At 59.3% G+C, this 25664-nt stretch carries 23 protein-coding genes; all 23 read left to right on the forward strand.

Features of this window, described 5'->3' with window-relative positions; translation table 11 throughout:
• The first annotated feature begins 28 nt into the window (after nt 1-28).
• Nucleotides 29-2962 carry a TIGR00180 family glycosyltransferase gene (locus tag C7534_RS16530; RefSeq protein ID WP_109786397.1) on the forward strand — a complete coding sequence of 978 codons (2934 nt, stop codon included), beginning with the start codon at nt 29-31 and terminating at the stop codon, nt 2960-2962.
• A 30-nt stretch (nt 2963-2992) separates the two neighbouring features.
• Complete coding sequence (pseB, locus tag C7534_RS16535; protein ID WP_109786398.1) at nt 2993-3994, forward strand: UDP-N-acetylglucosamine 4,6-dehydratase (inverting); 1002 nt, start codon at nt 2993-2995, stop codon at nt 3992-3994.
• Nucleotides 3991-5148 carry a UDP-4-amino-4,6-dideoxy-N-acetyl-beta-L-altrosamine transaminase gene (gene pseC / locus C7534_RS16540; RefSeq protein WP_109786399.1) on the forward strand — a complete coding sequence of 386 codons (1158 nt, stop codon included), beginning with the start codon at nt 3991-3993 and terminating at the stop codon, nt 5146-5148. The genes pseB and pseC overlap by 4 nt, the downstream gene beginning before the upstream one ends.
• A gap of 31 nt (nt 5149-5179) precedes the next feature.
• The gene (locus C7534_RS16545) at nt 5180-5800 is read left to right on the forward strand and encodes a pseudaminic acid biosynthesis-associated methylase (protein WP_109786400.1); all 621 of its coding nucleotides are present in this window, start codon (nt 5180-5182) and stop codon (nt 5798-5800) included.
• Nucleotides 5797-6498 carry a pseudaminic acid cytidylyltransferase gene (pseF, locus tag C7534_RS16550; protein ID WP_109786401.1) on the forward strand — a complete coding sequence of 234 codons (702 nt, stop codon included), beginning with the start codon at nt 5797-5799 and terminating at the stop codon, nt 6496-6498. The genes C7534_RS16545 and pseF overlap by 4 nt, the downstream gene beginning before the upstream one ends.
• Nucleotides 6495-8000, forward strand: coding sequence for a UDP-2,4-diacetamido-2,4,6-trideoxy-beta-L-altropyranose hydrolase (pseG, locus tag C7534_RS16555; protein ID WP_109786402.1), 1506 nt, complete (start codon nt 6495-6497; stop codon nt 7998-8000). The genes pseF and pseG overlap by 4 nt, the downstream gene beginning before the upstream one ends.
• On the forward strand, nt 7993-9045 hold the full coding sequence (gene pseI, locus C7534_RS16560) for a pseudaminic acid synthase (protein WP_046032815.1): 1053 nt from the start codon (nt 7993-7995) through the stop codon (nt 9043-9045). The genes pseG and pseI overlap by 8 nt, the downstream gene beginning before the upstream one ends.
• Before the next feature lie 229 nt (nt 9046-9274).
• Nucleotides 9275-10201 carry a ketoacyl-ACP synthase III gene (locus tag C7534_RS16565; RefSeq protein ID WP_109786403.1) on the forward strand — a complete coding sequence of 309 codons (927 nt, stop codon included), beginning with the start codon at nt 9275-9277 and terminating at the stop codon, nt 10199-10201.
• 96 nt (nt 10202-10297) lie between these two features.
• Complete coding sequence (locus C7534_RS16570; RefSeq protein WP_109786404.1) at nt 10298-11590, forward strand: motility associated factor glycosyltransferase family protein; 1293 nt, start codon at nt 10298-10300, stop codon at nt 11588-11590.
• Nucleotides 11587-11856 carry a hypothetical protein gene (locus C7534_RS16575; protein WP_109786405.1) on the forward strand — a complete coding sequence of 90 codons (270 nt, stop codon included), beginning with the start codon at nt 11587-11589 and terminating at the stop codon, nt 11854-11856. The genes C7534_RS16570 and C7534_RS16575 overlap by 4 nt, the downstream gene beginning before the upstream one ends.
• Before the next feature lie 254 nt (nt 11857-12110).
• Nucleotides 12111-12962 carry a flagellin domain-containing protein gene (locus tag C7534_RS16580; RefSeq protein ID WP_109786406.1) on the forward strand — a complete coding sequence of 284 codons (852 nt, stop codon included), beginning with the start codon at nt 12111-12113 and terminating at the stop codon, nt 12960-12962.
• A gap of 74 nt (nt 12963-13036) precedes the next feature.
• A complete protein-coding gene (locus C7534_RS16585; RefSeq protein ID WP_109786407.1) occupies nt 13037-13402 on the forward strand; it encodes a flagellar protein FlaG in 366 nt (121 codons plus the stop codon).
• Nucleotides 13403-13484: 82 nt separating this feature from the next.
• Nucleotides 13485-14891, forward strand: coding sequence for a flagellar filament capping protein FliD (gene fliD / locus C7534_RS16590; protein WP_109786408.1), 1407 nt, complete (start codon nt 13485-13487; stop codon nt 14889-14891).
• Nucleotides 14892-15018: 127 nt separating this feature from the next.
• Nucleotides 15019-15414 (forward strand): flagellar export chaperone FliS, encoded by a 396-nt coding sequence (fliS, locus tag C7534_RS16595; protein ID WP_046032822.1) that lies wholly within the window; start codon nt 15019-15021, stop codon nt 15412-15414.
• Between the two features lie 10 nt (nt 15415-15424).
• Nucleotides 15425-15721, forward strand: coding sequence for a hypothetical protein (locus tag C7534_RS16600; RefSeq protein ID WP_046032823.1), 297 nt, complete (start codon nt 15425-15427; stop codon nt 15719-15721).
• Nucleotides 15722-15895: 174 nt separating this feature from the next.
• Nucleotides 15896-17371 (forward strand): sigma-54 dependent transcriptional regulator, encoded by a 1476-nt coding sequence (locus C7534_RS16605; RefSeq protein ID WP_046032824.1) that lies wholly within the window; start codon nt 15896-15898, stop codon nt 17369-17371.
• A gap of 128 nt (nt 17372-17499) precedes the next feature.
• A complete protein-coding gene (locus tag C7534_RS16610) occupies nt 17500-18705 on the forward strand; it encodes a sensor histidine kinase (protein WP_177412251.1) in 1206 nt (401 codons plus the stop codon).
• A 5-nt stretch (nt 18706-18710) separates the two neighbouring features.
• Nucleotides 18711-20096, forward strand: a complete 1386-nt coding sequence (locus C7534_RS16615) for a sigma-54-dependent transcriptional regulator (protein ID WP_046032943.1) — start codon at nt 18711-18713, stop codon at nt 20094-20096.
• 266 nt (nt 20097-20362) lie between these two features.
• Nucleotides 20363-20692 (forward strand): flagellar hook-basal body complex protein FliE, encoded by a 330-nt coding sequence (fliE, locus tag C7534_RS16620; RefSeq protein WP_008072611.1) that lies wholly within the window; start codon nt 20363-20365, stop codon nt 20690-20692.
• A 14-nt stretch (nt 20693-20706) separates the two neighbouring features.
• Nucleotides 20707-22494, forward strand: a complete 1788-nt coding sequence (fliF, locus tag C7534_RS16625; protein WP_109786410.1) for a flagellar basal-body MS-ring/collar protein FliF — start codon at nt 20707-20709, stop codon at nt 22492-22494.
• A complete protein-coding gene (gene fliG / locus C7534_RS16630) occupies nt 22487-23506 on the forward strand; it encodes a flagellar motor switch protein FliG (protein ID WP_007894195.1) in 1020 nt (339 codons plus the stop codon). Before fliF ends, fliG begins: the two co-directional genes overlap by 8 nt.
• A 7-nt stretch (nt 23507-23513) precedes the next feature.
• A complete protein-coding gene (gene fliH / locus C7534_RS16635) occupies nt 23514-24314 on the forward strand; it encodes a flagellar assembly protein FliH (RefSeq protein ID WP_109786411.1) in 801 nt (266 codons plus the stop codon).
• Nucleotides 24304-25662, forward strand: coding sequence for a flagellar protein export ATPase FliI (gene fliI, locus C7534_RS16640; protein ID WP_046032828.1), 1359 nt, complete (start codon nt 24304-24306; stop codon nt 25660-25662). Before fliH ends, fliI begins: the two co-directional genes overlap by 11 nt.
• Nucleotides 25663-25664: the final 2 nt, after the last annotated feature.

The raw sequence follows: 25664 nt of genomic DNA on the forward strand, positions 1-25664 counted from the left end.
GCGTCTGGCCGGTTGTGGGGATAGAAATATGCGCGTTCAAAACACTGCTCGAAATGATGTGGCACCGCTGAATGAACGATTGACGGTGGTGGTGATTTCCCACAACCGCAACGCCTACCTGCGGCGCACCTTGCAGTATTACAGCAGCTATCCCTGCCAGATCCTGGTGCTGGACTCTTCGCTGAAAATCGACGAGAACATCGCCCGTGATTACCCTATGGTTGATTACCGGCATCTGCCGCAATTCACCTATACCGGGTTGCAGGAAAAACTCGCCTTTGGCGTCAATCAGGTCACTACACCGTACATGGTGCTGTCGGCCGACGATGATTTCCTGATTCACGACGCGGTGACCGAGTCCCTGGAGTTTCTGGAAGACAACGCCGACTACGGCATGTGCCACGGCTACGGGATCATGTACCTGGCGCGCGCCACGCAAGTGGATTATTTCCGCCGTGACCGCAAGGGGCCGGAAGATTACTGCTCGGATAACGCCCAAGAGCGCCTGATGCAATTCATGGGGCACTTCCTGCCGCCGTTCTACGCGGTCAGCCGTACCGAGTTGCTGCAGGACTGGCACAACACGTTACTGCCGGGCACCAGCTTCGAGTGGCAGGAAATCGGGCATGCCTATTACATGCTCGCGCGTGCCAAGGCGCGGATCCTGCCGATTCCGTTCGCTGTGCGGGAAATCACTTACGGTGCCACGGAGCACAACACCAACGTACTGACGGTGTTGACGTTCAAGGACGCCAAAACCGTTGCCGACCGCGAGCGCTTTGCCGAGTTTCTGGCGTCGCTACCGACCGGTATGAGCCACAAGACTCTGGCCGAGGGCAAGCAGGTTGCGCTGGACAGTTTCGCCACCATGGCTGACTGCCTGAGTAACACCCGCTCGCTCAAGGGAACGGCCATTTTCAATTCGGCCTGGCATAAAGCCGGCGAAGAGCCGGAGCGTCTGTTTGGTCAACTGCAATTTGTCGAGATGCCGTTCTATAACCAGCCGGTTTTCGATCTGCTGACTGAGTTCGAATTCCTTCTGCACACCATGCCTGCCGCCAATTATCAGTTGCAGGAACTGGAAGGCATTTTGCTCAAACAGCATGAGTTGATGCGCGTTCATCCCAACGATAACGAGCGCACTTTGCGCAGTCGTTTGTGGGAGGCCCTGAGCCTCTATGCGTTCAACCGCACGGTGGTTTCGCGTCTGGTCGAGTCGCTCAAGGGCACAGAAGAAGCGGAAGAAGGCCTCAAGCTGCAAGCCTGGGCAGACCGTCTGGCGTCGGTGCCGGCACAGGACGAACAATCGTTGTTCGAAAACATGCCGTCCGGGCGTCTGCTGAACTGGCTGGAGGCTCGCAACCCGGATGCCAAACAGCTCAAAGTGATTGCGGCGCAGCTGCGCAAACGTAATGGTGGCCCGCAGTTCGGCATCATGCTGTTGGATCTCGATGCGGACATGGTCAAGTTGCAGGCCACCTTCGACAGTCTGGCCGGAGGTCACTGCAAGGCGTTCAAAGTCGTGGTGTTCACCACCGGCGATTTGCCGGCGACCACCACGTCGCGTGACACCGTGCACTTCGTCAAAGTCACGGCCAACAACTACGTCGAACGCCTCAACCAGAGCGTTAACCAGTCCACCGCCGACTGGCTGGTGCTGGCCGAGGCTGGTGATCAGTTCACCGCCAGTGGCCTGCTGCGCGCCAGCCTCGAACTGATGGGTGCCGAAGGCGTTCGTGCGGTGGCGATGGACGAAATCCAGCGCCAGGACAATGGTTCCCTGGTGGATGTGTTCCGTCCGGGCGTCAATCTTGATCTGCTGCAAACCGTGCCGTCGATGATGGCCCGGCACTGGTTGATCCAGCGTGACGTGTTGGTGGGCGCCGGTGGCTACTCGGCTGAATACATGTCGGCGCTGGAGTTCGACCTGCTGTTGCGCCTGATCGAAGACGGCGGGCTCGGTGGCCTGGCGCATCTGGCTGAGCCGCTGCTGATCTGCAATGCACCGTCTGCAGAGGAAAACCCTCACGAGCGTCAAACCCTGACCCGACACCTGACGGCCCGCGGCTACCGCGGTCAAGTCAGCTCCGAGCTGGCGCAGACCTGGCAGATCGATTACCAGCACAGCGAGCGGCCAAAGGTCTCGATCATCCTGCACAGCCAGGACAATTTGGAGACGCTGCAACGCGCCGTGGTCAGCGTGCTGCAACGTACCCGTTACCAGCAGCACGAAATTCTGATCGCCGACAATCACAGTCAGTCCGAAGAACTGGCAGCCTGGCTGTCCAGCCTGGACGGCAAGAGTGATCGCTTGCGCATATTGCGCACCGGTGAACGTCTGAGCGCCTCGGCGCTGCACAACTTCGCGGTCGCTGAAGCCAAGGGCAAGTATGTGGTGTTGATGTCGGCCCAGGTTGAAGTGGTCAACTCCAACTGGCTCGACAGTTTGCTGAACCAGGCCCAGCGTCCGGAAGTCGGGATCGTAGGCGCCAAACTGATGGATTTCCGTGGCGTCACCACGCAAGGCGGTCTGGTGCTGGGCTTTAATGGTGTGGTCGGTTCGGTGTTTGTCGGTGAGCGCAAAGACGCCAAGGGCTACATGAACGGCCACCAGGTCGAGCAGAACTACTCGGCCGTGTCCGGGGCTTGCATGATGATTCGCAAGGATCTGTATGAAGCCGTCGGTGGGCTGGACGAAGAACATTTCGATGAAGCGTTTGCCGACATCGACCTGTGCCTGAAAGCCGCAGACGCCGGTTACCTGATTGTCTGGTGCCCTCAAGCCCAGATGCTGCACCCGGGCCTGTTGCCGGATGCACCGCAAACGGCTGCCGCCCTGCAAGACAAGTGGCGCGCACGCTTCACCCAGGATGTGGCGTACAACCAGAACCTGGCCTTGACCGGCAAGGGCTTTACCCTCGGCGCAGCGTCCAGTGTGAACTGGGCGCAGTTGCTCGCTTAAGCCTGGCTGACAGGTACAAGGACTCAAGGCATGTTTAACGGTAAATCGATTTTCATCTCCGGCGGCACCGGCTCGTTCGGACGCAATTTCATCCGTCGCCTGCTGGAGCAATACCAGCCCAAGCGCGTCGTCGTGTTCTCGCGCGACGAGCTCAAGCAGTACGAAATGCAGCAGACGTTCAATGCCCCGTGCATGCGCTACTTCCTGGGTGACGTGCGCGACGCCGACCGTTTGCGCCAGGCCATGCGCGGCATCGATTACGTGGTGCATGCCGCCGCCCTGAAACAAGTGCCGGCAGCCGAGTACAACCCGACCGAGTGCATCCGCACCAACGTCAACGGCGCAGAAAACATCATCGCCGCAGCGATCGATAACGGCGTGAAAAAAGTCGTGGCGTTGTCCACGGACAAGGCGGCCAGCCCGATCAACCTGTACGGCGCGACCAAGTTGCTGTCGGACAAACTGTTCGTTGCGGCCAACAACATTGCCGGCGAACAGCAAACCCGGTTCGCCGTGGTTCGCTACGGCAACGTTGCCGGTTCGCGGGGCTCGGTGGTGCCGTTTTTCAGCAAGCTGATCAACGAAGGCGCAACCGAACTGCCGATCACCGATGAGCGCATGACCCGCTTCTGGATCACCCTGGATCACGGCGTGCAGTTTGTACTCGACAGCTTCGCGCGCATGCACGGTGGTGAAGTGTTCGTGCCGAAGATCCCGTCGATCCGCATTGTCGATCTGGCGCTGGGCATGGCTGAACACTTGCCGCACAAGCACGTCGGGATTCGACCGGGTGAAAAACTCCATGAGCTGATGGTGCCGCTGGACGACGCGCGGATGACCCTGGAATTCGCCGACCACTACACGATTCAGCCATCAGTGCGCTTCACCAGCGTCGATGTGGATTTTGCCGTGGACAAGCTGGGTGAGCAGGGCAAGCCCGTGAGCGAAGACTTCGAGTACCGCTCTGACACCAATCCACATTTCTTGTCCGTGGGCCAGATCGCTGACCTGCACGCAGAGCTGCCGGCATGATTCCCTACGGTCGGCAAAGCCTCGATCAGGCAGACATCGACGCGGTGGTTGCCGTGTTGCAGTCTGACTGGCTCACGCAAGGGCCGACCATCGAGCGTTTCGAGCAGGCCATGGCCGAACGTTGCCAGGCCGATTTTGCCGTCGCGGTGTGCAACGCCACAGCGGCGCTGCACATTGCCTGTCTGGCGGCAGGGCTTGGGCCGGGTGACCGTTTGTGGACCACGCCGAACACCTTTTTGGCCTCGGCCAACTGCGGCCGTTATTGCGGTGCGGAGGTGGATTTCGTCGACATTGATCCGCTGACCTGGAACCTTGACACCCACGCCCTGAAAGCGAAACTGGAAACCGCTGAAGAGAACAATACGCTGCCTAAAGTGCTGGTGGCGGTAGCGTTCTCGGGTCAAAGCTGTGACATGCGCATGATCGCCGAACTGGCTGAGCGCTACGGTTTTACGGTCATCGAAGACGCTTCCCACGCGGTCGGCGCTTCCTACGCCGGGCGCCCGGTGGGCTGTGGTGAGTTTGCCGCCATGACGGTGTTCAGCTTCCATCCGGTCAAGATCATCACCAGTGCCGAAGGTGGCATGGTGCTGACCAATCGGCCGGAACTGGCCGAACGCTTGCAGCGTCTGCGCAGCCACGGCATGACCCGCGACCCGCAGCATATGACCGAGCCCAGCCACGGCCCCTGGTATTACCAACAAGTGGAACTGGGCTTCAATTACCGAATCACGGACCTGCAAGCAGCGCTGGGTTTGTCTCAGTTGAGCAAGCTCGACGGGTTTATCGAGCGTCGTCGTGAACTGGTGGCGCGTTATGAGCGTTTGCTGGCGCACCTGCCGCTGACCTTGCCCGGTATTCAGCCTGAGGCCGAGTCCGCATGGCATCTGTACGTCGTTCGCTTGCAGACAGATCGGATCAGTCTCAGCCATCGCCAAGTGTTCGAAGGGTTGCGAGCGGCCGGGGTTGGTGTGAACCTGCACTACATACCCGTGCATTTGCAGCCGTACTATCGTGACCTTGGATTTGCCGAGGGTGACTTCCCGCAAGCGGAGCGTTATTACGCCGAGGCCATCAGCCTGCCGCTGTTCCCCTTGCTAAGCGATGAGCAGCAAGATTATGTGGTCGAGCAATTGCGACGATTGACTGAGTAAACACTGCGAAAGCGGCTGATGAGAATGTGTGATGCGTGGACTGACCGAGCAGGAAAAATTCTGGCAGGGCGATTTTGGTAACCAGTACGTTGACCGCAACGTCGGGCAGCCGCTGGTGGCGGCTAACCTGGCGCTGTTTGCCAAGGCACTGACCCGGGCCGGGCGGATCGACAGCCTGGTGGAGCTGGGCACCAATGCCGGCAACAATTTGCAGGCGCTGCGTCAACTGTTGCCCCGGTGCGAGTTGTTTGGTGTGGAGATCAATGCCAGCGCCTGCACCCAGGCCCAGGCGTTGGACATTGCGCAGATCTGGCATGGATCGCTGTTCGACTTCCCCCGGACACGCCGCTATGACCTGACCTTGAGCAAGGGTGTGCTGATTCACTTGGCGCCCGAGCTGCTGCCCGCCGCCTATGCACAGTTGTATGAACTGAGCGAGCGTTACATCCTGATCGCCGAGTACTACAACCCGGCACCGGTGGAGGTGTCTTATCGCGGCAACAGCGGCAAGCTGTTCAAGCGCGATTTCGCCGGTGAAATGCTTGATCGTTACAGCGACCTGCAATTGCTGGACTATGGTTTTGGCTATCATCGCGACCCGCAATTCCCGGTGGATGACATCACTTGGTTTCTTCTGGAAAAACGTCCTTGAACAGCGTCGCGATCATCCCGGCCCGAGGCGGCAGCAAGCGTATCCCGCGCAAGAACCTCAAGCCGTTCGATGGCGTTCCGATGATTGCCCGCTCGATTCAAACCGCGCTCGATTCCGGTTTGTTCACTCAAGTCGTGGTCAGCACTGACGACGAGGAGATTGCCGAGCTGGCCCTGGCGTGCGGCGCTCAGGTGCCATTCATGCGGCCCGCAGAACTGGCTGATGACTACACCGGCACGGCGGCGGTGATTGCTCATGCCTTGCAAGCGTTACAGGGCCTGGATTTTGATTTTGCCTGTTGCATCTACGCCACTGCGCCACTGCTGCAAGCCCGGTTTTTGCAACAAGGGCTGGCGCTTCTGCAGCAGCACCCGGCCAAGTCTTTCGCGTTTTCGGTGTGCGATTTCGGTTTCCCGGTACAGCGTGCTTTAACCGTCGACGACCAAGGGGCCTTGACCGCGTTGTACCCAGAGTTTCGCAACACCCGTTCCCAGGACTTGCCGCCGGCCTATCAGGACGCCGGCCAGTTTTACTGGGGGCGCCGCGAGGCATGGTTGCGGGGCGACACCTTGTACTCGCCACAAAGCTTGCCGGTGATTCTGCCACGCTATCTGGTGCAGGACATCGACACCCCTGAAGACTGGAAACGCGCCGAATATTTGTACGCCGCGTTGAAAGCCGGCGGTGAATTGCAATGAGAGTGCTGATTCGTTCCGACGCCTCGCCGACTATTGGCAGCGGGCATATCGCCCGTTTGTTGCCACTGGCCAGAACCTTGCGCAAGCAGGGGGTGTACGTGGCGTTTGCGTGCCGGCGGCTGCCGGGACATCGGTTGGACATGCTGGCGGGCGAAGGCTTCGAAACCTTTGCGTTGCCCGATCGCTATCCCGATGAAGACCCGCAGCAAGCCATCGAGTCCATGCTGCCGTGGCAGGCCGACATCGACGCGTTGGCGCAGGCACTGGAAAACCAGGCGGTATTCGACTGGATCGTCGTCGATCACTATGGCCTCGACCATCACTGGCAGCGCGCAGCACGGCGCTGGGCGCCCCGGATTGCGGCCGTGGATGACCTCGCGACGCGCACCTACGATGTCGATCTGCTGCTCAATCAAAACCTGTCCGGTACACCTGAGGCTTACGCCTCGCTGCTATCGCCCGGTTGCCAGGCCTTGCTCGGCCCACGGTTTGCGATGCTGCGCGAAGAATTCAGCTGCCCGGCCATCGAGATCAAACCGCAGGCCAAACGCGTGCTGGTGAACTTCGGTGGTTTCGATGCCGCCATGCAGACTCACCATGCGATGTTGGCGCTGACGGATTTCCATGACTTGGAAGTCGATTTTGTTGCCGGTGCCGATAACCCGGCCTGGGAGCCAATGCAGGCGCTGGCGGCCAAGCGTCCGAACTGGCGATTGCACAGTTTCGTCAGCGACTTCTATCGGTTGATGACCGAAGCGGACCTGTTTATCGGAGCCGGTGGCGGCACCAGTTGGGAGCGGGCGGCCCTGGGGCTGCCGACGATTTGCATTGCCGTGTCGAATAATCAGCAGGCCAACGGCGAGGTGATGGCGACGGCGGGCGCCCATGTCTATCTGGGGCCTCGCGAGCAGGTCAGCGTTGAACAGTTGCGTCAGGCCATTGGCTTTGTCGCTGGCAATCAGGGGCTGCGCCAGAGTCTCGCGCAACATTCCCGGCAACTGGTCGATGGCCGGGGCGCGCAACGCGTGGCTGCCGCATTGGCCGGTGCTGTTTTGCAGATGCGCCCGGCGACACCGGCCGATGCCCGGTTGCTGTTCGAGGGGCGCAATGCCGAGGCCGTGCGACGCTGGTCGCTGGAGACCGGGGTCATCGACTGGCAATCGCATCAAAACTGGCTGACCGCCAGCTTGAGCAACGCCCAGCGCTTGTTGTTGATCGCCGAGGCGGATGACGGCCCGGTGGGTGTGCTGCGATATGACCGGCGCGGCGTTGAAGCCGAAGTCTCGATTTATCTGTTTGAAGGCCGTTTCGGGCAGGGCTGGGGCAGGGCGCTGCTGGCGCGGGGCGAAACGTTTGTGAAGGCCCACTGGCCGCCATTGCAGGTGATTACCGCCCAGGTAGTGCCGACCAATCAGCCGTCGCTGAAAGTCTTTCGCGAAGCCGGTTTTACCCAGAGTGCCTGCGCGTTTACGCGCGTATTGAAGGATCACTGCAATGACTAGTTTCAAGATCGGCAACCGCTTGATCGGTGCGGATGCGCCACCCTTCATCATCGCTGAGATGAGTGGTAACCATAACCAGTCGCTGGACATGGCCTTACGCATCGTCGAAGCGGCGGCCAAGGCCGGCGCCCATGCCTTGAAACTGCAAACCTACACCGCTGAAACCATGACCCTGGATTTATCGGAAGGCGAGTTCTTCATCAAGGATCCAAACAGCCTGTGGGCTGGTTCTTCGTTGTATGCGTTGTACGAGAAGGCGCATACGCCGTGGGAATGGCATGCGCCGATTTTCGCCCGGGCCAAAGAGCTGGGGATGCTGGCCTTCTCCACGCCGTTTGATGACACCGCCGTCGACTTCCTTGAAAGCCTCGATGTGCCAGCGTACAAAATCGCCAGTTTTGAAAACACTGACCTGCCGCTGATTCGCCGGGTCGCCGCCACTGGCAAGCCATTGATCATCTCCACCGGCATGGCCAGCATCGCCGAGCTCGATGAAACCGTGCGTGCCGCCCGCGAGGCCGGTTGCAAGGACCTGATTCTGCTCAAGTGCACCAGCACGTATCCGGCGACACCGGCCAACAGCAACGTGCGCACGATTCCTCATCTGCGCGAATTGTTCGGTTGCCAGGTCGGTTTGTCCGATCACTCCATGGGTGTCGGGGTGTCCGTGGCGGCGGTGGCGCTGGGGGCGACAGTGGTGGAGAAACATTTCACCCTCGACCGCGCGGCCGGTGGCGTAGACGCGAGTTTCTCGCTGGAACCGGCCGAACTCGAAAGCCTGGTGATCGAAACGGAACGCGCCTGGCAGGCGATGGGGCAGGTGCATTACGGCGTGACTGACGCCGAGCGCAAATCGCTGGTGTACCGCCGATCGCTGTATGTCACCCAGGACATGGCCGCCGGCGAGCCATTCACCACAGCCAACCTGCGAGCCATCCGTCCTGGCCTGGGGCTGGCCCCCAAACACGCTGAAACCCTTCTGGGCCGCCGCGCCCGCCACGCCATCACGCGTGGAACCCCGCTGGATTGGTCGCTGGTCGAATAACAGCTTATCGGGTTGATTCGGCAAATTAGCGTGACCTGCGAGTCATAACGCGCATCTTCACTGTATTGTATTAATCGGGAAGGTGGCGCCTGGCCTGCTTTTTGGCCCAGTGACAGCCTTTTATTCTTCCCGCCGTCGCCTTTTCGGGGCGACGTATTTCTCTGCTTGTCGGCGCCCCTCGAATCATTACGAGCGGTGGTATTGGGCTGTTTATTATTGGGAAGCCGTAATGATTGGCATAAAGAGCATTGCGAGCTACGTTCCTGTAGCCGGCATAGACAATTACGCACAAGGTGCAAAATTCGAGAAGGATGAAGAGTTCATCCTCGGCAAAATCGGTTCGGCTTTCTTGCCGCGCAAAGGCGACGGGCAAGAGACTTCGGACCTGTGCGTCGAAGCTGCCAACGCGCTGTTCGCCAATAACCCTGATTTGAAACGTGAAGCGATCGACGCGCTGATCGTGGTCACCCAGAACGGTGACGAAGAAGGCCTGCCACACACGGCGGCCATCGTTCAGGACAAATTGGGCCTGCCAACGACTGTGGCAGCGTTCGATATTTCCCTGGGCTGCTCCGGCTACGTCTATGGCATCTACGCGATCAAGGGCTTCATGGAAGCTGCGGGCCTGAAGAATGGCTTGCTGATCACCGCCGATCCGTACTCCAAGATCGTCGACCCGGAAGACCGTAACACCACCATGCTGTTCGGCGATGCCGCCACCGCGACCTGGATGGGCGAAAACGCCCCCTGGCAGTTGGGCAAGGCCAAGTTCGGCACCGACGGTTCTGGTGCTCCGCACCTGAAAGTGACCGATGGCGTGTTCTTCATGAACGGTCGTCAGGTGTTCAACTTTGCGTTGCTCAAAGTTCCGGCGCATTTGCATGAGCTGCTGACCGATTCGCAACTGACCGCCGACGACATCGATGCCTTCTGCATTCACCAGGGCAGTGCGGCGATTGTCGACGCCGTGGCACGCCGCTTCGAAGGCGAGCCGGAGAAGTTCATCAAGGACATGGTCGAGACCGGCAATACCGTGTCGTCGAGCATTCCGTTGCTGCTGGAAAAACATGTACTGGATTCCAGCTGGAAGCGTGTCGCACTGAGTGGTTTCGGTGTTGGATTGTCATGGGGTTCGGCGATTCTTTATCGCCCGTGACGGCGGCGCTTCAGTCATAGAAAGCCAGACACAAAAATAGCGCTCAAGGTGTAATCTTGAGCGCTATTTTTTTGCCCGAACGAAAAGCGAGGCTGCATGAGCGAGTTCTTTGAGCGCAACGTCGACGTCATCCAGCAGCGTTGGCCGGCACTGGCTGTGCGTTTGCTGGTTGAAGACACGAGCCTGTTGCAGGCTGATCTGGTGGAAGGCCTGGGTTCGACGTTGAGCATCAACGGCATTCAATTGACCAGCCGCCACGATCGCACTCGCGAGGCCAGGGTCCAGGCCGATAGCTTGCCCGTCGACAGTGCGGTGCTGCATGTCTACGGCACCGGGCTTGGCGATCTGCAGGTCGAGTTGCTTGAGCGCGCCAGTCTGCAGCGATTGTACGTGCACATTCTCAATGGTGCGGTGTTTGCGCTGGTGTTGCAGTTGCTCGAACAACATCAATGGCTCAGCGACCCTCGCGTCGAGCTGTTGTATGCCGGCGACCTGGCGGAAATCCAACTGCCGTTTTTTGCCTTGCCGTCCGAGCTGGTGCTGGCGGATGACTTCAATGCCAAGATCCGCGACCGGTTGATCAGCGAAACTCATCTGACGTTCAATAATCGTGAGTTCAATCCGCAGTCGCCTGAGATCATCGAACGCTTGCAGGCCTGTTTGCCGCTCGCGACCGCCGATGCCGACGTGGCTGAACTGTTTGGCTCGCAAGCGGGGCGGGAGGTCTTTGTGATTGCCACCGGCCCAAGCCTGGAGCAGCACTTCGATACGTTGCGCGCGATTCGCGGGCAGGAAGGACGGCCGTTGTTCATTTGCGTCGATACAGCTTACCGACCCTTGCTTAAACACGGGATTCACCCGGATATAGTGGTCAGCATCGATCAACGCATCTCGGCTCGCCATCTGCCTTCTGAAGATTCGGCCGGCATTCGCCTGGTGTACATGCCCATGCTGGACCCGTTGGTACTTCAAGCCTGGCAGGGGGCGCGGTATGCCGCTTACTCCACCAGCCCCATCTACCAATCGTTGCGCGAACAATTGCCCAAGGGCGAGTTGTATGTCGGTGGCAGCGTGATTCATCCGGCGGCAGACCTGGCGGTGAAAATGGGAGCGGCGCAGATCACGCTGTTTGGCGCCGATTTCGCCTTCCCCGGCGACAAGACCCACGCCGGCTGGAACGATGGCGATCTGGGGCCGCAACTGGGCGCGGCCAAGCACTGGGTGCTGGATGGTCACGGTCAGCGGATCAAGACGCAGCTCAACTTCCGCAGCTACTTGTGTGAGCTGGAGCGGTTTATTGCCGGCCATCCGCAGGTGCGCTTCTATAACAGCAGCCGGGCAGGGGCGATTATCGTCGGGACCACGTTTCATCCGGAGTTTGCGTCATGAGCGTTCGTGAGTCTTTCATTGCCAAGGCGCAACACTGCGCCACCTTGTTCCGTCTGGGGAGTGACGTCGAAGCCGGAATAGAGATGACCGACCTGGTCGGTGAGGTCCACCCGGCATTCGATTCGGCGTCGCAGCAAGCGCAGCAGCAGTGGGTATCTCTGCTCGGCCAGCTGTCTGCGTGTCAGGAAGCGCAGAACTGGCTCGCGCTGGCCGATTATCTGGAATACGAACTGGTCGAGTTGTTGACCGAAAGCCTGTCCATTTAAGCAATTTTCTCTTCTTTCGGTGCCGGCGAACGCTCGCCAATCTGTCGCCGACGTTTCCCTGGCGTCATTTTTTCGCAATCAAATCGTTGCCAACCCCTTGATTTGTGGGGGGTGGCAACGTGATGGCAAATATTTTTGAAAATCCCCTAAAGCAAGTTGCGTTGGCGACGATAACTATTACGAAGGTTCTCTAGGCCATACCCGGCGGTTGCCAGGGCCGGAAGCCGCAGTACCCAACCAACGAGGAATTCGTCATGGCTTTAACTGTAAACACCAACACCACGTCGTTGAACGTTCAGAAAAACCTGAACCGCGCTTCCGATGCCCTGTCGACTTCGATGTCCCGCCTGTCTTCCGGCCTGAAAATCAACAGCGCTAAAGACGACGCCGCCGGCCTGCAGATCGCTACCCGTATGACCTCGCAAATCCGCGGTCAGAACATGGCGATCAAAAACGCCAACGACGGTATCTCGATCGCTCAGACCGCTGAAGGCGCGATGCAGGAATCGACCAACATTCTGCAGCGTATGCGTGAACTGGCTGTTCAGGCACGAAACGACTCGAACGGTACTGCTGACCGCACCGCTCTGAACAAAGAGTTCATGGCTCTGTCGGACGAAGTGACTCGTATCGCCCAGTCGACCAACCTGAACGGCAAAAACCTGATCGACGGCACCGCCGGCACCATGACCTTCCAGGTTGGTTCCAACAGCGGTACTGCTAACCAGATCACTCTGACTCTGGCCAGCGGCTTCGACGCAACAACTCTGTCCGTTAACTCGGCTGCCCTGCAGATCACTGGTAACAGCTCGGCTACTGCTCAGGCTTCGTTCACCGCTGCTGTGACCAAGATCGACGCTGCTCTGGCAACAATCAACGCCAGCCGTGCTGACCTGGGTGCTGCACAAAACCGTCTGACCAGCACCATCTCCAACCTGCAGAACATCAACGAAAACGCCGAAGCTGCTCGTGGTCGCGTACAAGACACCGACTTCGCTTCTGAAACTGCACAGCTGACCAAGCAACAAACTCTGCAACAAGCTTCCACCGCAGTTCTGGCTCAGGCCAACCAACTGCCATCCGCTGTACTGAAACTGCTTCAGTAATAGCTGATTGAGTTTTGGCGAGGGGTGCGCGCTGTTGGCGCCCTCTCGCTTTTTCACTTTTAGAGGTGATGGACATGGATATGAGCGTGAAGCTGAACTTGTCTTATCCGGCGGCCAAGCAGGCGACGACCGTTGCCGATAAGCCTGCGGAAAAGCCTCGAGCGGAGCCCGCGAAAGTGGTCGACGTCAAGGGCGCGCGCCAGACTGCCCAGACTGAACAGGACAAGCTGAAGATGGCTGTCCAGGAAATTGAAAAGTTCGTTCAGTCGGTCAAGCGTAACCTGGAATTCTCGATTGATGAGCCTTCCGGGCAAGTGGTTGTGAAAGTCATTGCCAGTGAGTCGGGTGAGGTGGTTCGCCAGATCCCCAACGAAGAAGTCCTGAAGCTGGCCAATAGTTTGAATGATGCAAGCAGCTTGTTGTTCAGCGCTAAAGCCTGACAGCTGGCACGAATTTTGTTGCTATGTTCTTTTGGGCGTTGTAGTGGTCAAAAGACCGGCGACACACTGAAGGGAGTTCCACATGGCAAGTCCAATTTTACCGGGCACGGGTTTAGGTTCAGGTATTGATACCGGTGCTATCGTCAAGGCCTTGGTGAACGCTGACAAAGCGGCCAAGCAAGGTCAGATCGACCGTGGGACCACTACCAATACCGCGAGCATCTCTGGGATCGGTACCCTGAAGTCGCTTCTGGCCACGTTCCAGAAAGCGCTCGCCGATCTGGGCAGCACGACAACCCCTCAGTTCACGGGGTATGCGGCCACGTCGTCCGACGCCAAGGTGCTGACCGCCACGTCCAGTAACACGGCTGTTGCCGGCAACTACGTCGTCAACGTCACCAGTCTTGCCACTGCGTCCAAAGTAGCCTCTGCGGCATTTGCCGGCGGTGCGACCAGTGCGATCACTCCGGGCACGCTGACCATTACTCAGAACGGCACCAGCTACCCTGTTACCGTCGGTGCGGGCGCCACGCTGCAATCGGTGCGTGACTCGATCAACAGCCAGTACCAGGCCAGTGGTCTGAGCGCCAACATCGTGACCGACAGTTTCGGTTCCCGCCTGGTGTTGGGCTCCACCACGACCGGTGCAGGTTCTGATATCTCTGCCAGCGGCATTGCGGAACTGGCAATCAACGGGTCGCTCCCAATGGGCGCCACCCCGACGGCGACGTCTTCGGGTGCCATTAGTGCCCTTGCCAAGGATGCGGTGTTCTCGGTCGACGGTCTGGCAATGACCAGCAAGTCCAATACCATCGACAAGACGATCTCTGGTCTGAGTCTGAACCTGGTCGCCGTAGGTACATCGACTGTAACCGTCGCTTCCAACAACGATGGTCTGAAAGCGTCGATCCAGAAGTTTGTCGACGCCTACAACGCAGTCGCCAACGCTGTGACCTCGCTGACCAAGCCGTCCCTGGACGACGATGGCAAGCCAACCGTACCGGCTGCGCTGACCGGTGACCCGATGCCTCGTGCCCTGTTGGCGGCCATTCGTGGTCCATTGTCCCAGACCGGTGCCGGCGACAAGCTGACTGTTCTGTCGCAGCTGGGGATCAACACCGACCAGAAAACCGGTGCGTTGACCTTTGATGGCACCAAGTTCACCGCTGCCATGAACGACAAGAAGCTTGGTGGCGAGGTTCAGACCCTGTTTACCGGTACTAACGGTCTGCTTGAGCGCATGAACAATGTGATCAAGCCCTACACCGATACCGGTGGCATTATCGACACACGCACCGCCAACCTGAATAAAACCAAAACCAAGCTGACCGCCGATCAGGCTGATTTGGATCGTCGAGTCGAAACGCTGACCGCTCTATTGACTAAAAAGTACAACGACATGGATTCCCTCGTTGGTAAATTGAAGGCGACAGCCAGCAATATCACCAGCATGTTCGATGCCATGGCTGCTCAGCAGAAGAACTCGTAACACCCAAAACGCCAAAAGCCCGGCAGCGTTTTCAAGCGCTCCGGGCTTTTTGCATTTGAATCTAAAGTTTTTTGACGCGTCGTCGATACACTGGTTAGACGAACACAGAATTTTGATGAGGTACAACATGAATCCAATGTTAGCCCTTCGCCAGTACCAGAAGATTGGCGCTCAAGCGCAAACTTCCGAAGCCAGTCCTCATCGACTGGTGCAGATGCTGATGGAAGGTGGCCTGGATCGTATTGCCCAGGCCAAAGGCGCGATGGAGCGTAAAGACATTCCGAACAAAGGCATTCTGATTGGCAAGGCCATCGGCATCATCGGTGGTTTGCGTGAAGGCCTGGACCTCGAAAACTCCATCGAAACGGTCGGTGAACTGGACAATCTATACACCTACATGATGAAGCGTCTGGCAGAAGCCAATATTAAGACTGATCCGAAGATTCTCGACGAAGTCTCTGATTTGCTTCGTACTGTCAAAGACGGTTGGGATGGTATCGCCGCACCTGTTCCGCAGTTTTAAGGAGGTCGCCATGAGTCTTGTATTGCAGCGAATCGAACACACCCGCGAAGCCCTGGTCGGTGCATTGGCCGAGCGTAATTGGGAGGCCATCGGTGAGTTGGACCTGGCGTGCCGGTCCTGCATGGAAGACGTCTTGAGTGAAGCGTCGGTGGACGAGGCCGCGTTGCGCGACAATCTTGAGGAGTTGCTTGGGGTGTACAAGCAGCTTCTTGAGGCGGCGACGGGGGAGAGGCAAGCGATAGTCGACGAGATGTCGCAGATCCATCAAGCACAGAACGCGGCAAAGGTTTACCATCTGTTCGGTTAATTAATCCTCAGTTAATCCAATGATAGTGCGCCATAAATTTGACTGTGCACGGTTTTTTGACTTAACTAGTGGCTGGTTCCAGATTTCAGACGTTTACAGGCAGAATGTGTCTGCAAGCGTCTAGCTTGCCCCATCATTTTTGGGCATTGAGTTGACTAGGGAAGTTGCTATTGCATGTGGCGTGAAACCAAAATTCTGCTGATTGATGACGATAGCGTCCGTCGCCGCGACCTGGCGGTGATTTTAAATTTTCTTGGCGAAGAAAATTTACCCTGTGGTAGCCATGACTGGCAGCAGGCTGTCGGCTCTTTGTCATCAAGTCGTGAAGTGATCTGTGTCCTCATCGGGACGGTCAATGCTCCTGGCGCACTTACGGGCTTGTTAAAGACACTCGCAACCTGGGATGAGTTCCTTCCGGTTTTGTTAATGGGCGATAATTCTTCCGTTGACCTGCCAGAAGACCAGCGTCGCCGGGTACTTTCGACCCTCGAAATGCCACCCAGCTACAGCAAATTGCTCGATTCGCTGCACCGTGCCCAGGTCTATCGCGAGATGTACGACCAGGCTCGCGAGCGCGGTCGTCACCGTGAACCCAATCTGTTCCGCAGCCTTGTCGGCACCAGCCGGGCGATTCAACACGTCCGTCAGATGATGCAGCAAGTGGCCGACACCGACGCCAGCGTGCTGATCCTCGGTGAGTCCGGCACTGGCAAGGAAGTGGTTGCGCGCAACTTGCATTACCACTCCAAGCGCCGTGATGCGCCATTCGTTCCAGTCAACTGTGGGGCGATCCCGGCCGAGTTGCTGGAAAGCGAATTGTTCGGTCATGAGAAAGGTGCCTTCACCGGGGCGATCACCAGCCGTGCCGGGCGTTTCGAACTGGCCAATGGCGGTACGCTGTTCCTCGATGAAATCGGCGACATGCCGCTGCCGATGCAGGTCAAGCTGTTGCGCGTGCTGCAGGAACGCACTTTCGAGCGCGTGGGCAGCAACAAGACCCAGAGCGTCGACGTGCGCATCATTGCCGCGACCCACAAGAATCTCGAAAGCATGATCGAGATCGGCACGTTCCGCGAAGACTTGTACTACCGCCTGAATGTGTTCCCGATCGAAATGGCGCCGCTGCGCGAACGCGTCGAAGACATTCCGTTGCTGATGAACGAGTTGATCTCGCGCATGGAGCACGAGAAGCGCGGTTCGATCCGTTTCAACTCCGCCGCGATCATGTCGCTGTGCCGTCACGGTTGGCCGGGCAACGTCCGCGAGCTCGCCAACCTGGTGGAGCGTATGGCGATCATGCACCCGTACGGGGTAATCGGCGTCGTCGAGTTGCCGAAGAAATTCCGCTACGTCGATGACGAAGACGAGCAGCTGGTCGACAGCTTGCGCAGCGAGCTTGAAGAGCGGGTGGCCATCAATGGTCATACCCCGGACTTCACCGCCAATGCCATGCTGCCGCCGGAAGGCCTGGACCTGAAGGACTACCTCGGTGGTCTGGAGCAGGGCCTGATTCAGCAGGCGCTGGATGATGCCAATGGCATCGTTGCACGCGCGGCTGAACGCCTGCGTATTCGTCGCACCACGCTGGTGGAAAAGATGCGCAAGTACGGCATGAGCCGTCGTGACGGTGATGAACAGGCGGATGATTGACGCCTGTTTTTCAAGTCCTTCATATTTGGGCGGTTTTTTTTAGGCACGGGTATTGCTAAGTCCCTCGCAACGTTCCGTTTAACTGACGGTCAGCCAAGCGAGAGAGCACGATGCCCCAAGCCGCCCAGATGTCTCCTGTCCCTGACACCTCGGGGCAACTGTCGTCCGTAGAGCAGGCAAACCGGCCAGGCCTTGAGCAGGCCTTTGCACTGTTCAGTCAGATGTCGAGCCAATTGACCGATTCCTACAGCATGCTTGAAGCTCGGGTCACTGAGCTCAAGGGCGAGCTGGCCGTGGTCAGTGCCCAGCGCATGCAAGAGCTGGCGGAAAAAGAACGCCTGGCTAATCGTCTGCAAAACCTCCTCGATCTATTGCCCGGCGGCGTCATCGTTATCGATGCCCAAGGCATCGTGCGCGAAGCCAACCCGGCGGCTTGCGAATTGCTTGGGTTGCCTCTGGAAGGAGAGCTGTGGCGCCATGTCATCGCCCGTTGCTTCGCGCCTCGCGAAGACGACGGTCACGAAGTTTCGCTAAAGGACGGTCGCCGTCTGTCGATCGCCACTCGCTCGCTTGATGCTGAGCCGGGGCAGTTGGTGTTGCTCAACGACCTGACTGAAACCCGCCACCTGCAAGATCAACTGGCCCGTCATGAGCGATTGTCTTCCCTGGGTCGAATGGTTGCCTCGCTGGCTCATCAAATTCGTACGCCGTTGTCGGCCGCTCTGCTTTACGCCAGTCACTTGACTGAGCAGGAACTCCCCGTCGCCACGCAGCAACGTTTTGCCGGTCGCCTGAAAGAGCGCTTGCATGAGTTGGAGCATCAGGTTCGCGACATGCTGGTGTTCGCGCGTGGGGAGTTACCGTTGACCGATCGCCTCACGCCCGGGCAGCTGATGCGGTCGCTGCAAGCGGCGGCATTGACCCATGTTCAGGATTTGCCGGTGCGTTGGCAGTGCGACAGTCACGCCGGAGAGTTGCTGTGCAATCGCGACACGCTGATTGGGGCGATCCTCAATCTGATCGAGAATGCGATTCAGGCGAGTGCCGGCGAGGTCCGTTTGAAGGTTCACTTTTATACCCGTGAAAACAACCTGCGCGTGTGCGTCAGCGACAGTGGCAGTGGCATCGATAGCAAAGTGCTGGCGCGTCTGGGGGAGCCGTTCTTTACCACCAAGACCACCGGAACCGGCCTGGGCCTGACCGTGGTCAAGGCGGTAGCGCGTGCGCATCAGGGAGAATTGCAGCTGCACTCGCGGCCCGGGCGCGGTACGTGTGCGCAAGTGATCCTGCCGCTGTTTTCGGGTGAAAAGCGCAATGCTCAGGGAGCGAAGTGAAGGGCATGACAATCAAGGTTCTGCTGGTCGAAGATGACCGCGCGCTGCGCGAAGCGTTGGCCGATACGCTGATGTTGGCGGGTCACGACTACAAGGCAGTCGGCTCGGCCGAGGATGCGTTGGCGGCTGTGGCTGTCGAGGCGTTCAATCTGGTCATCAGTGACGTCAACATGCCGGGCATGGACGGGCATCAACTGCTTGGCTTGCTTCGGGCGCGTCAGCCGCAATTACCGGTGCTGCTGATGACGGCTCATGGCGCCGTCGAGCGGGCGGTCGATGCAATGCGCCAGGGCGCGGCGGATTATTTGGTCAAGCCGTTCGAACCCAAGGCATTGCTTGATTTGGTGGCGCGGCATGCGCTGGGCAATCTCGGTACGGCCGAGGGTGAAGGCCCGGTGGCGTTCGAGCCGGCCAGTGCGCAATTGCTGGAATTGGCCGCCAGAGTGGCGCGCAGTGATTCCACGGTGTTGATCTCTGGCGAATCGGGCACGGGTAAAGAAGTGTTGGCGCGCTACATTCACCAGCATTCCCATCGCGCCAGTCAGCCGTTCATTGCGATCAACTGTGCGGCGATTCCCGACAACATGCTCGAAGCCACGTTGTTCGGTCACGAAAAAGGTTCGTTCACTGGCGCCATCGCGGCGCAGGCTGGCAAGTTCGAACAGGCTGACGGCGGCACGATTCTGCTCGACGAAATTTCCGAAATGCCCCTTGGACTTCAAGCCAAGTTGCTGCGTGTTTTGCAGGAGCGCGAAGTCGAGCGGGTGGGCGCACGCAAAACGATCACGCTCGACATCCGAGTGGTGGCCACCACCAACCGGGATCTGGCCGGTGAGGTGGCGGCGGGGCGTTTTCGTGAAGACCTTTACTATCGGCTGTCGGTGTTTCCGCTGGCCTGGCGTCCGCTGCGCGAACGCACCGCCGACATCCTGCCGCTGGCCGAGCGCCTTCTGGCCAAGCACGTCAATAAAATGAAGCATGCCGCGGCGAAGCTGTCGCCCGAGGCGCAGGCCTGCCTGATGGGATATCCGTGGCCGGGCAACGTGCGGGAGCTGGATAATGCGATCCAGCGTGCCTTGATTTTGCAGCAGGGTGGTTTGATTCAGCCGCAGGATTTCTGCCTGTCCGGGCCGGTCGCCTGCGCGCCGTTGCCTGCAATGGCGCCGGTGCAGGTGCGTGCGGTGGAGGTTGATGCTGAATCGGCTGGCGCTTTGGGTGATGACCTGCGTCGCCGCGAGTACCAGATGATCGTCGACACCTTGCGTTCCGAGCGCGGCCGTCGAAAAGAGGCCGCCGAACGACTGGGCATCAGCCCGCGCACCTTGCGCTACAAGCTGGCGCAGATGCGCGACGCCGGCATGGACGTCGAAGCTTACTTGTTCGCCACCTGATCCCTGTAGCAGCTGGCGAAGCCTGCGTCCGGCTGCGTAGCAGTCGTAAAGCCTGAGTACTCGATTTTCCTGAAACACCGCATTGACTGATTTTACGACTGCTGCGCAGCCGGACGCAGGCTGCGCCAGCTGCTACAGATAGCGTTACAGGTTGTGAGGATGCGGTTTTGTTTGGAGTGGCCACGGAGCTGGCACCCTTGTTGCTAACACCTCACTACCCGCCGAGTGAGTGTCAAAAAATTGCGGGTCGCCAATGAGAGTAGACCATGAGCCAAGGTATTGAATTTAATCGGTTGATGCTGGATATGCGTTCCATGCAAATGGATGCCATGTCTGCGCCGAAATCGACTGCCGCAGTCCCTGAATTGGGTGGCAGCAGCTTTTCCGACATGCTCGGTCAGGCCGTCAATAAAGTGAACGACACCCAGCAGGCGTCCAATCAGTTGGCCAGTGCCTTCGAGATCGGCAAGAGCGGCGTCGACCTGACGGACGTCATGATTTCCTCGCAGAAGGCCAGCGTGTCTTTCCAGGCGTTGACGCAAGTGCGCAACAAGCTGGTTCAGGCTTACCAAGACATCATGCAGATGCCGGTTTAAGGACGAATTGAGTCATGGCAGAAGCAGTCGCCGATAACGTTCCGGCCAAGGTCACTCCAATAGACGGCAAACCGCCGCTGTTCGGGTTGTCCTTCCTGGAAAACCTCTCCGAGATGACCATGTTGCGTCAGGTAGGCCTGTTGGTCGGCCTGGCTGCGAGCGTGGCGATTGGTTTTGCCGTCGTGCTGTGGTCTCAGCAGCCGGACTACCGGCCTCTGTACGGCAGCCTTGCCGGTATGGACGCCAAGCAGGTCATGGACACCCTGGCCTCCGCCGATATTCCCTATACCGTTGAACCCAATTCCGGTGCCTTGCTGGTCAAGGCCGATGACCTGTCCCGTGCGCGTCTCAAGCTCGCGGCCGCTGGTGTCACTCCCAGCGATGGCAACATCGGCTTTGAAATCCTCGACAAGGACCAGGGGCTCGGGACCAGCCAGTTCATGGAAGCGACCCGTTATCGTCGCGGCCTCGAAGGCGAACTGGCGCGGACCATTTCCAGCCTGAACAACGTCAAGGGTGCCCGCGTGCACCTGGCGATTCCGAAAAGCTCGGTGTTCGTGCGTGATGAACGCAAGCCAAGCGCTTCGGTACTGGTTGAGCTGTATTCCGGTCGTTCGCTGGAACCGGGTCAGGTGATCGCGATCATCAACCTGGTCGCGACCAGTGTTCCTGAACTGAGCAAATCGCAGATCACCGTCGTCGACCAGAAAGGCAACCTGCTGTCGGATCAGGCGGAGAACTCCGAACTGACGATGGCCGGCAAGCAATTCGATTACAGCCGTCGCATGGAAACCATGCTGACCCAGCGCGTGCACAACATCCTGCAACCGGTGTTGGGCAATGACCGCTATAAAGCCGAAGTCTCGGCTGACGTCGATTTCAGTGCCGTCGAGTCGACCTCCGAGCAGTTCAACCCGGATCAACCGGCGTTGCGCAGCGAGCAATCGGTCAACGAACAACGCACCGCCAGCAATGGCCCGCAAGGTGTGCCGGGTGCCTTGAGCAACCAGCCGCCGTCGCCAGCCTCGGCACCGCAAACCACTGGTGGCACGACCGCCTCAGCCGGCATGGTGCAGCCAGGCCAGCCGTTGATCGATGCCAACGGCCAGCAAATCATGGACCCTGCCACCGGTCAGCCAATGCTGGCGCCGTACCCGGCAGACAAGCGACAACAATCCACCAAGAACTTCGAGCTCGACCGCTCCATCAGTCACACCAAGCAGCAGCAGGGCCGATTGAATCGCCTGTCGGTGTCGGTGGTGGTGGACGATCAGGTCAAGGTCAATGCCGCCAACGGCGAAACCACCCGTGCGCCGTGGAGTGCCGACGAATTGGCACGCTTCACTCGCCTGGTGCAGGACGCCGTCGGTTTCGACGCCAGCCGTGGCGACAGCGTCAGCGTGATCAACATGCCGTTCTCCGCAGAGCGCGGTGAAGTGATTGCCGATATTCCGTTCTACTCGCAGCCGTGGTTCTGGGACATCGTCAAGCAAGTGATGGGTGTCTTGTTCATCCTCGTGCTGGTGTTCGGCGTACTGCGTCCGGTGCTCAACAACATCACCGGTGGCGGCAAAGACAAGCAACTGGCTGGCTTGGGCAGCGACGGAGAACTCGGTGGCATGGTCGGCCTGGACGGCGAACTGGCCAACGATCGCGTCAGCCTCGGCGGCCCGCAAAGCATCCTGCTGCCGAGCCCGAGCGAAGGCTATGACGCACAGTTGAATGCAATCAAGAGTCTGGTGGCAGAAGACCCGGGTCGCGTGGCCCAGGTCGTGAAAGAGTGGATTAACGCAGATGAGTGATAACCGAGCCGTTGCCGCCAAACTGACCAAGGTCGACAAAGCCGCGATCCTGCTGCTGTCCCTCGGTTCGACCGATGCTGCCCAGGTGTTGCGCCACATGGGGCCTAAGGAGGTCCAGCGTGTAGGTGTGGCGATGGCCCAAATGGGCAACGTGCACCGCGAGCAAGTCGAACAGGTCATGAGCGAGTTCGTCGACATCGTCGGCGACCAGACCAGCCTGGGCGTCGGCTCCGACGACTACGTGCGCAAAATGCTCACCCAGGCACTGGGCGAAGACAAGGCCAACGGCCTGATCGACCGCATCCTGCTGGGTGGCAACACCAGCGGCCTCGACAGCCTGAAGTGGATGGAACCGCGCGCCGTCGCCGACGTGATCCGTTACGAGCACCCGCAGATCCAGGCGATCGTGGTGGCGTATCTCGACCCGGATCAGGCTGGCGAAGTGCTGGGCAACTTCGACCACAAGGTACGACTGGACATCATTCTGCGAGTCTCCTCGCTGAACACTGTGCAGCCGGCGGCCCTGAAGGAACTCAACCAGATTCTCGAGAAGCAGTTCTCCGGCAACTCGAATGCCTCGCGCACCACCCTGGGTGGTATCAAGCGCGCGGCCGACATCATGAACTTCCTCGACAGCTCGATCGAAGGTCAGCTGATGGACTCGATCCGCGAAGTCGACGAAGACCTGTCCGGTCAGATCGAAGACCTCATGTTCGTGTTCAACAACCTGTCCGATGTCGACGACCGCGGAATTCAGGCGTTGCTGCGCGAAGTGTCCTCCGACGTGCTGGTGCTGGCCCTCAAGGGTTCGGACGAAGGCGTCAAGGAAAAGATCTTCAAGAACATGTCCAAACGGGCGGCCGAACTGTTGCGCGACGACCTCGAGGCCAAAGGCCCGGTGCGCGTCAGCGACGTGGAAACCGCGCAGAAAGAAATCCTCACCATTGCCCGCCGTATGGCCGAAGCCGGAGAAATCGTTCTCGGCGGGAAGGGCGGCGAAGAGATGATCTAAGGTCACTATGTCGTCCAAACATGATGAGTCCCAGACCGACCTGATTCGCGGTAAGCACGTTGCCGGTTTCGACGTCTGGGCGCTGCCCAGTTTCGACCCTTTCGTCCCGGAGCCCGAGCCAGAACCTGAGCCCGAGCCACCGGAGATGGAAGAAGTGCCGCTGGAAGAAGTCCAGCCACTGACCCTCGAAGAGCTCGAAGCCATTCGCCAGGAGGCCTACAACGAAGGCTTCGCCGTTGGCGAGAAAGAAGGTTTCCACAGCACCACGCTCAAGGTCCGTCAGGAAGCCGAAGCGGCCCTGGCGCCGAAAATCGCCGGGCTGGAGCAACTGATGGTCAACCTGTTCGAGCCCATCGCCGAGCAGGACACCCAGATTGAAAAATCGCTGGTCGACCTCGTGCAGCACATCACCAAACAGGTGATCCAGCGCGAATTGGCCATCGATTCGACACAGATCGAACACGTCATGCGTGAAGCGCTCAAGCTCCTGCCATTGGGCGTGGGTAACGTGCGCTTGTACATCAACCCGCAAGACTTCGAACAAGTCAAAGCCCTGCGCGAACGCCATGAAGAAACCTGGCGCATCGTCGAAGACGAGTCGCTGTTGCCTGGCGGTTGCCGCGTCGAGACTGAACACAGCCGCATCGATGCCACCGTCGAAACCCGCGTTGCCCAAGTCATGGCCAAGTTGCTCGATCAACTGCACGATCAGGCGTTGCACCCGTCTGCGCCGGATCTGAGCCTGGACGTTCCGGTCGACGAAAAACCTGTTGCCGAGTCGGCACTGGACGACCCCGATGCGCCTTGATCGCACCAGCTTCGCCAAGCGCCTGGGCGGTTACGCCGAGGCCACGGAGCTTGCCGGCGCGCCGATTCTGGAAGGCCGTTTGTTGCGCATGGTCGGCCTGACCCTCGAAGCCGAAGGCTTGCGGGCGGCCATGGGCAGCCGCTGCATGGTCATCAACGACGACACGTATCACCCGGTGCAGGTCGAAGCCGAGGTCATGGGCTTCTCCGGCAGCAAAGTTTTCCTGATGCCGGTCGGCAGCGTCGCCGGTATTGCGCCCGGTGCCCGCGTGGTTCCCCTGGCCGATACCGGTCGCTTGCCGATGGGCATGAGCATGCTCGGGCGGGTGCTTGATGGCGCCGGCCGCGCGCTCGACGGCAAGGGCGGGATGAAAGCCGAAGACTGGGTGCCGATGGACGGCCCCACGATCAACCCGCTCAAGCGCGAGCCGATCAGCGAACCGCTGGACGTTGGCATTCGTACCATCAACGGTTTGTTGACAGTCGGTCGCGGTCAGCGGCTCGGGCTGTTCGCCGGTACCGGCGTCGGTAAGTCGGTGCTGTTGGGCATGATGACGCGCTTCACCGAGGCCGACATCATCGTCGTCGGGCTGATCGGTGAGCGGGGTCGCGAAGTTAAAGAATTCATCGAGCACATCCTCGGTGAAGAAGGGCTCAAGCGTTCCGTGGTAGTGGCGTCGCCTGCGGACGATGCGCCGCTGATGCGTCTGCGCGCAGCGATGTACTGCACGCGCATCGCCGAATATTTCCGCGACAAGGGCAAGAACGTCCTGTTGCTCATGGACTCCCTGACCCGTTTTGCCCAGGCTCAGCGGGAAATCGCCTTGGCCATCGGCGAACCACCTGCCACCAAGGGTTATCCGCCGTCGGTGTTCGCCAAGTTGCCAAAACTGGTGGAGCGGGCCGGTAACGCCGAGAAGGGCGGAGGTTCGATCACCGCCTTCTACACGGTGTTGTCCGAAGGCGATGATCAGCAGGACCCGATTGCCGATGCCGCGCGAGGCGTGCTCGACGGGCACATCGTGTTGTCCCGGCGCCTGGCCGAGGAAGGGCATTACCCGGCCATCGATATCGAAGCGTCCATCAGCCGGGTCATGCCGTCGGTGGTCAGCCCGGAACACATGACCCGTGCGCAAATGTTCAAGCAATACTGGTCACGCTATCAGCAGAGTCGCGATCTGATCAGCGTCGGTGCCTATGTGCCGGGCGGCGATCGTGAAACCGACACCGCGATCTCCCTCCAGCCGGCCATGGTTACTTACCTGCGTCAGGGTTTGAACGACAACATTGGCATGGGCGCCAGCGTCAACCATCTCGCCTCCGTCTTTGCCCCGGCAGCGGGCGGCTAACC

Origin of the sequence: Pseudomonas sp. OV226 (assembly GCF_003148705.1) — a bacterium.
Taxonomy (GTDB): Bacteria; Pseudomonadota; Gammaproteobacteria; order Pseudomonadales; family Pseudomonadaceae; genus Aquipseudomonas.

Bases quoted from the DNA above. Each gene is read 5' to 3' on its own strand.
- fliE (WP_008072611.1), top strand. From the start codon at position 20,363: ATGAGCCAAGGTATTGAATTTAATCGGTTGATGCTGGATATGCGTTCC.
- C7534_RS16605 (WP_046032824.1), top strand. From the start codon at position 15,896: ATGTGGCGTGAAACCAAAATTCTGCTGATTGATGACGATAGCGTCCGT.
- pseB (WP_109786398.1), top strand. From the start codon at position 2,993: ATGTTTAACGGTAAATCGATTTTCATCTCCGGCGGCACCGGCTCGTTC.
- C7534_RS16570 (WP_109786404.1), top strand. From the start codon at position 10,298: ATGAGCGAGTTCTTTGAGCGCAACGTCGACGTCATCCAGCAGCGTTGG.
- C7534_RS16615 (WP_046032943.1), top strand. From the start codon at position 18,711: ATGACAATCAAGGTTCTGCTGGTCGAAGATGACCGCGCGCTGCGCGAA.
- C7534_RS16600 (WP_046032823.1), top strand. From the start codon at position 15,425: ATGAGTCTTGTATTGCAGCGAATCGAACACACCCGCGAAGCCCTGGTC.
- fliI (WP_046032828.1), top strand. From the start codon at position 24,304: ATGCGCCTTGATCGCACCAGCTTCGCCAAGCGCCTGGGCGGTTACGCC.
- pseC (WP_109786399.1), top strand. From the start codon at position 3,991: ATGATTCCCTACGGTCGGCAAAGCCTCGATCAGGCAGACATCGACGCG.
- C7534_RS16585 (WP_109786407.1), top strand. From the start codon at position 13,037: ATGGATATGAGCGTGAAGCTGAACTTGTCTTATCCGGCGGCCAAGCAG.
- C7534_RS16530 (WP_109786397.1), top strand. From the start codon at position 29: ATGCGCGTTCAAAACACTGCTCGAAATGATGTGGCACCGCTGAATGAA.
- C7534_RS16545 (WP_109786400.1), top strand. From the start codon at position 5,180: ATGCGTGGACTGACCGAGCAGGAAAAATTCTGGCAGGGCGATTTTGGT.
- fliG (WP_007894195.1), top strand. From the start codon at position 22,487: ATGAGTGATAACCGAGCCGTTGCCGCCAAACTGACCAAGGTCGACAAA.
- fliD (WP_109786408.1), top strand. From the start codon at position 13,485: ATGGCAAGTCCAATTTTACCGGGCACGGGTTTAGGTTCAGGTATTGAT.
- fliF (WP_109786410.1), top strand. From the start codon at position 20,707: ATGGCAGAAGCAGTCGCCGATAACGTTCCGGCCAAGGTCACTCCAATA.
- pseG (WP_109786402.1), top strand. From the start codon at position 6,495: ATGAGAGTGCTGATTCGTTCCGACGCCTCGCCGACTATTGGCAGCGGG.
- pseI (WP_046032815.1), top strand. From the start codon at position 7,993: ATGACTAGTTTCAAGATCGGCAACCGCTTGATCGGTGCGGATGCGCCA.
- C7534_RS16610 (WP_177412251.1), top strand. From the start codon at position 17,500: ATGTCTCCTGTCCCTGACACCTCGGGGCAACTGTCGTCCGTAGAGCAG.
- C7534_RS16565 (WP_109786403.1), top strand. From the start codon at position 9,275: ATGATTGGCATAAAGAGCATTGCGAGCTACGTTCCTGTAGCCGGCATA.
- fliH (WP_109786411.1), top strand. From the start codon at position 23,514: ATGTCGTCCAAACATGATGAGTCCCAGACCGACCTGATTCGCGGTAAG.
- fliS (WP_046032822.1), top strand. From the start codon at position 15,019: ATGAATCCAATGTTAGCCCTTCGCCAGTACCAGAAGATTGGCGCTCAA.
- C7534_RS16580 (WP_109786406.1), top strand. From the start codon at position 12,111: ATGGCTTTAACTGTAAACACCAACACCACGTCGTTGAACGTTCAGAAA.
- C7534_RS16575 (WP_109786405.1), top strand. From the start codon at position 11,587: ATGAGCGTTCGTGAGTCTTTCATTGCCAAGGCGCAACACTGCGCCACC.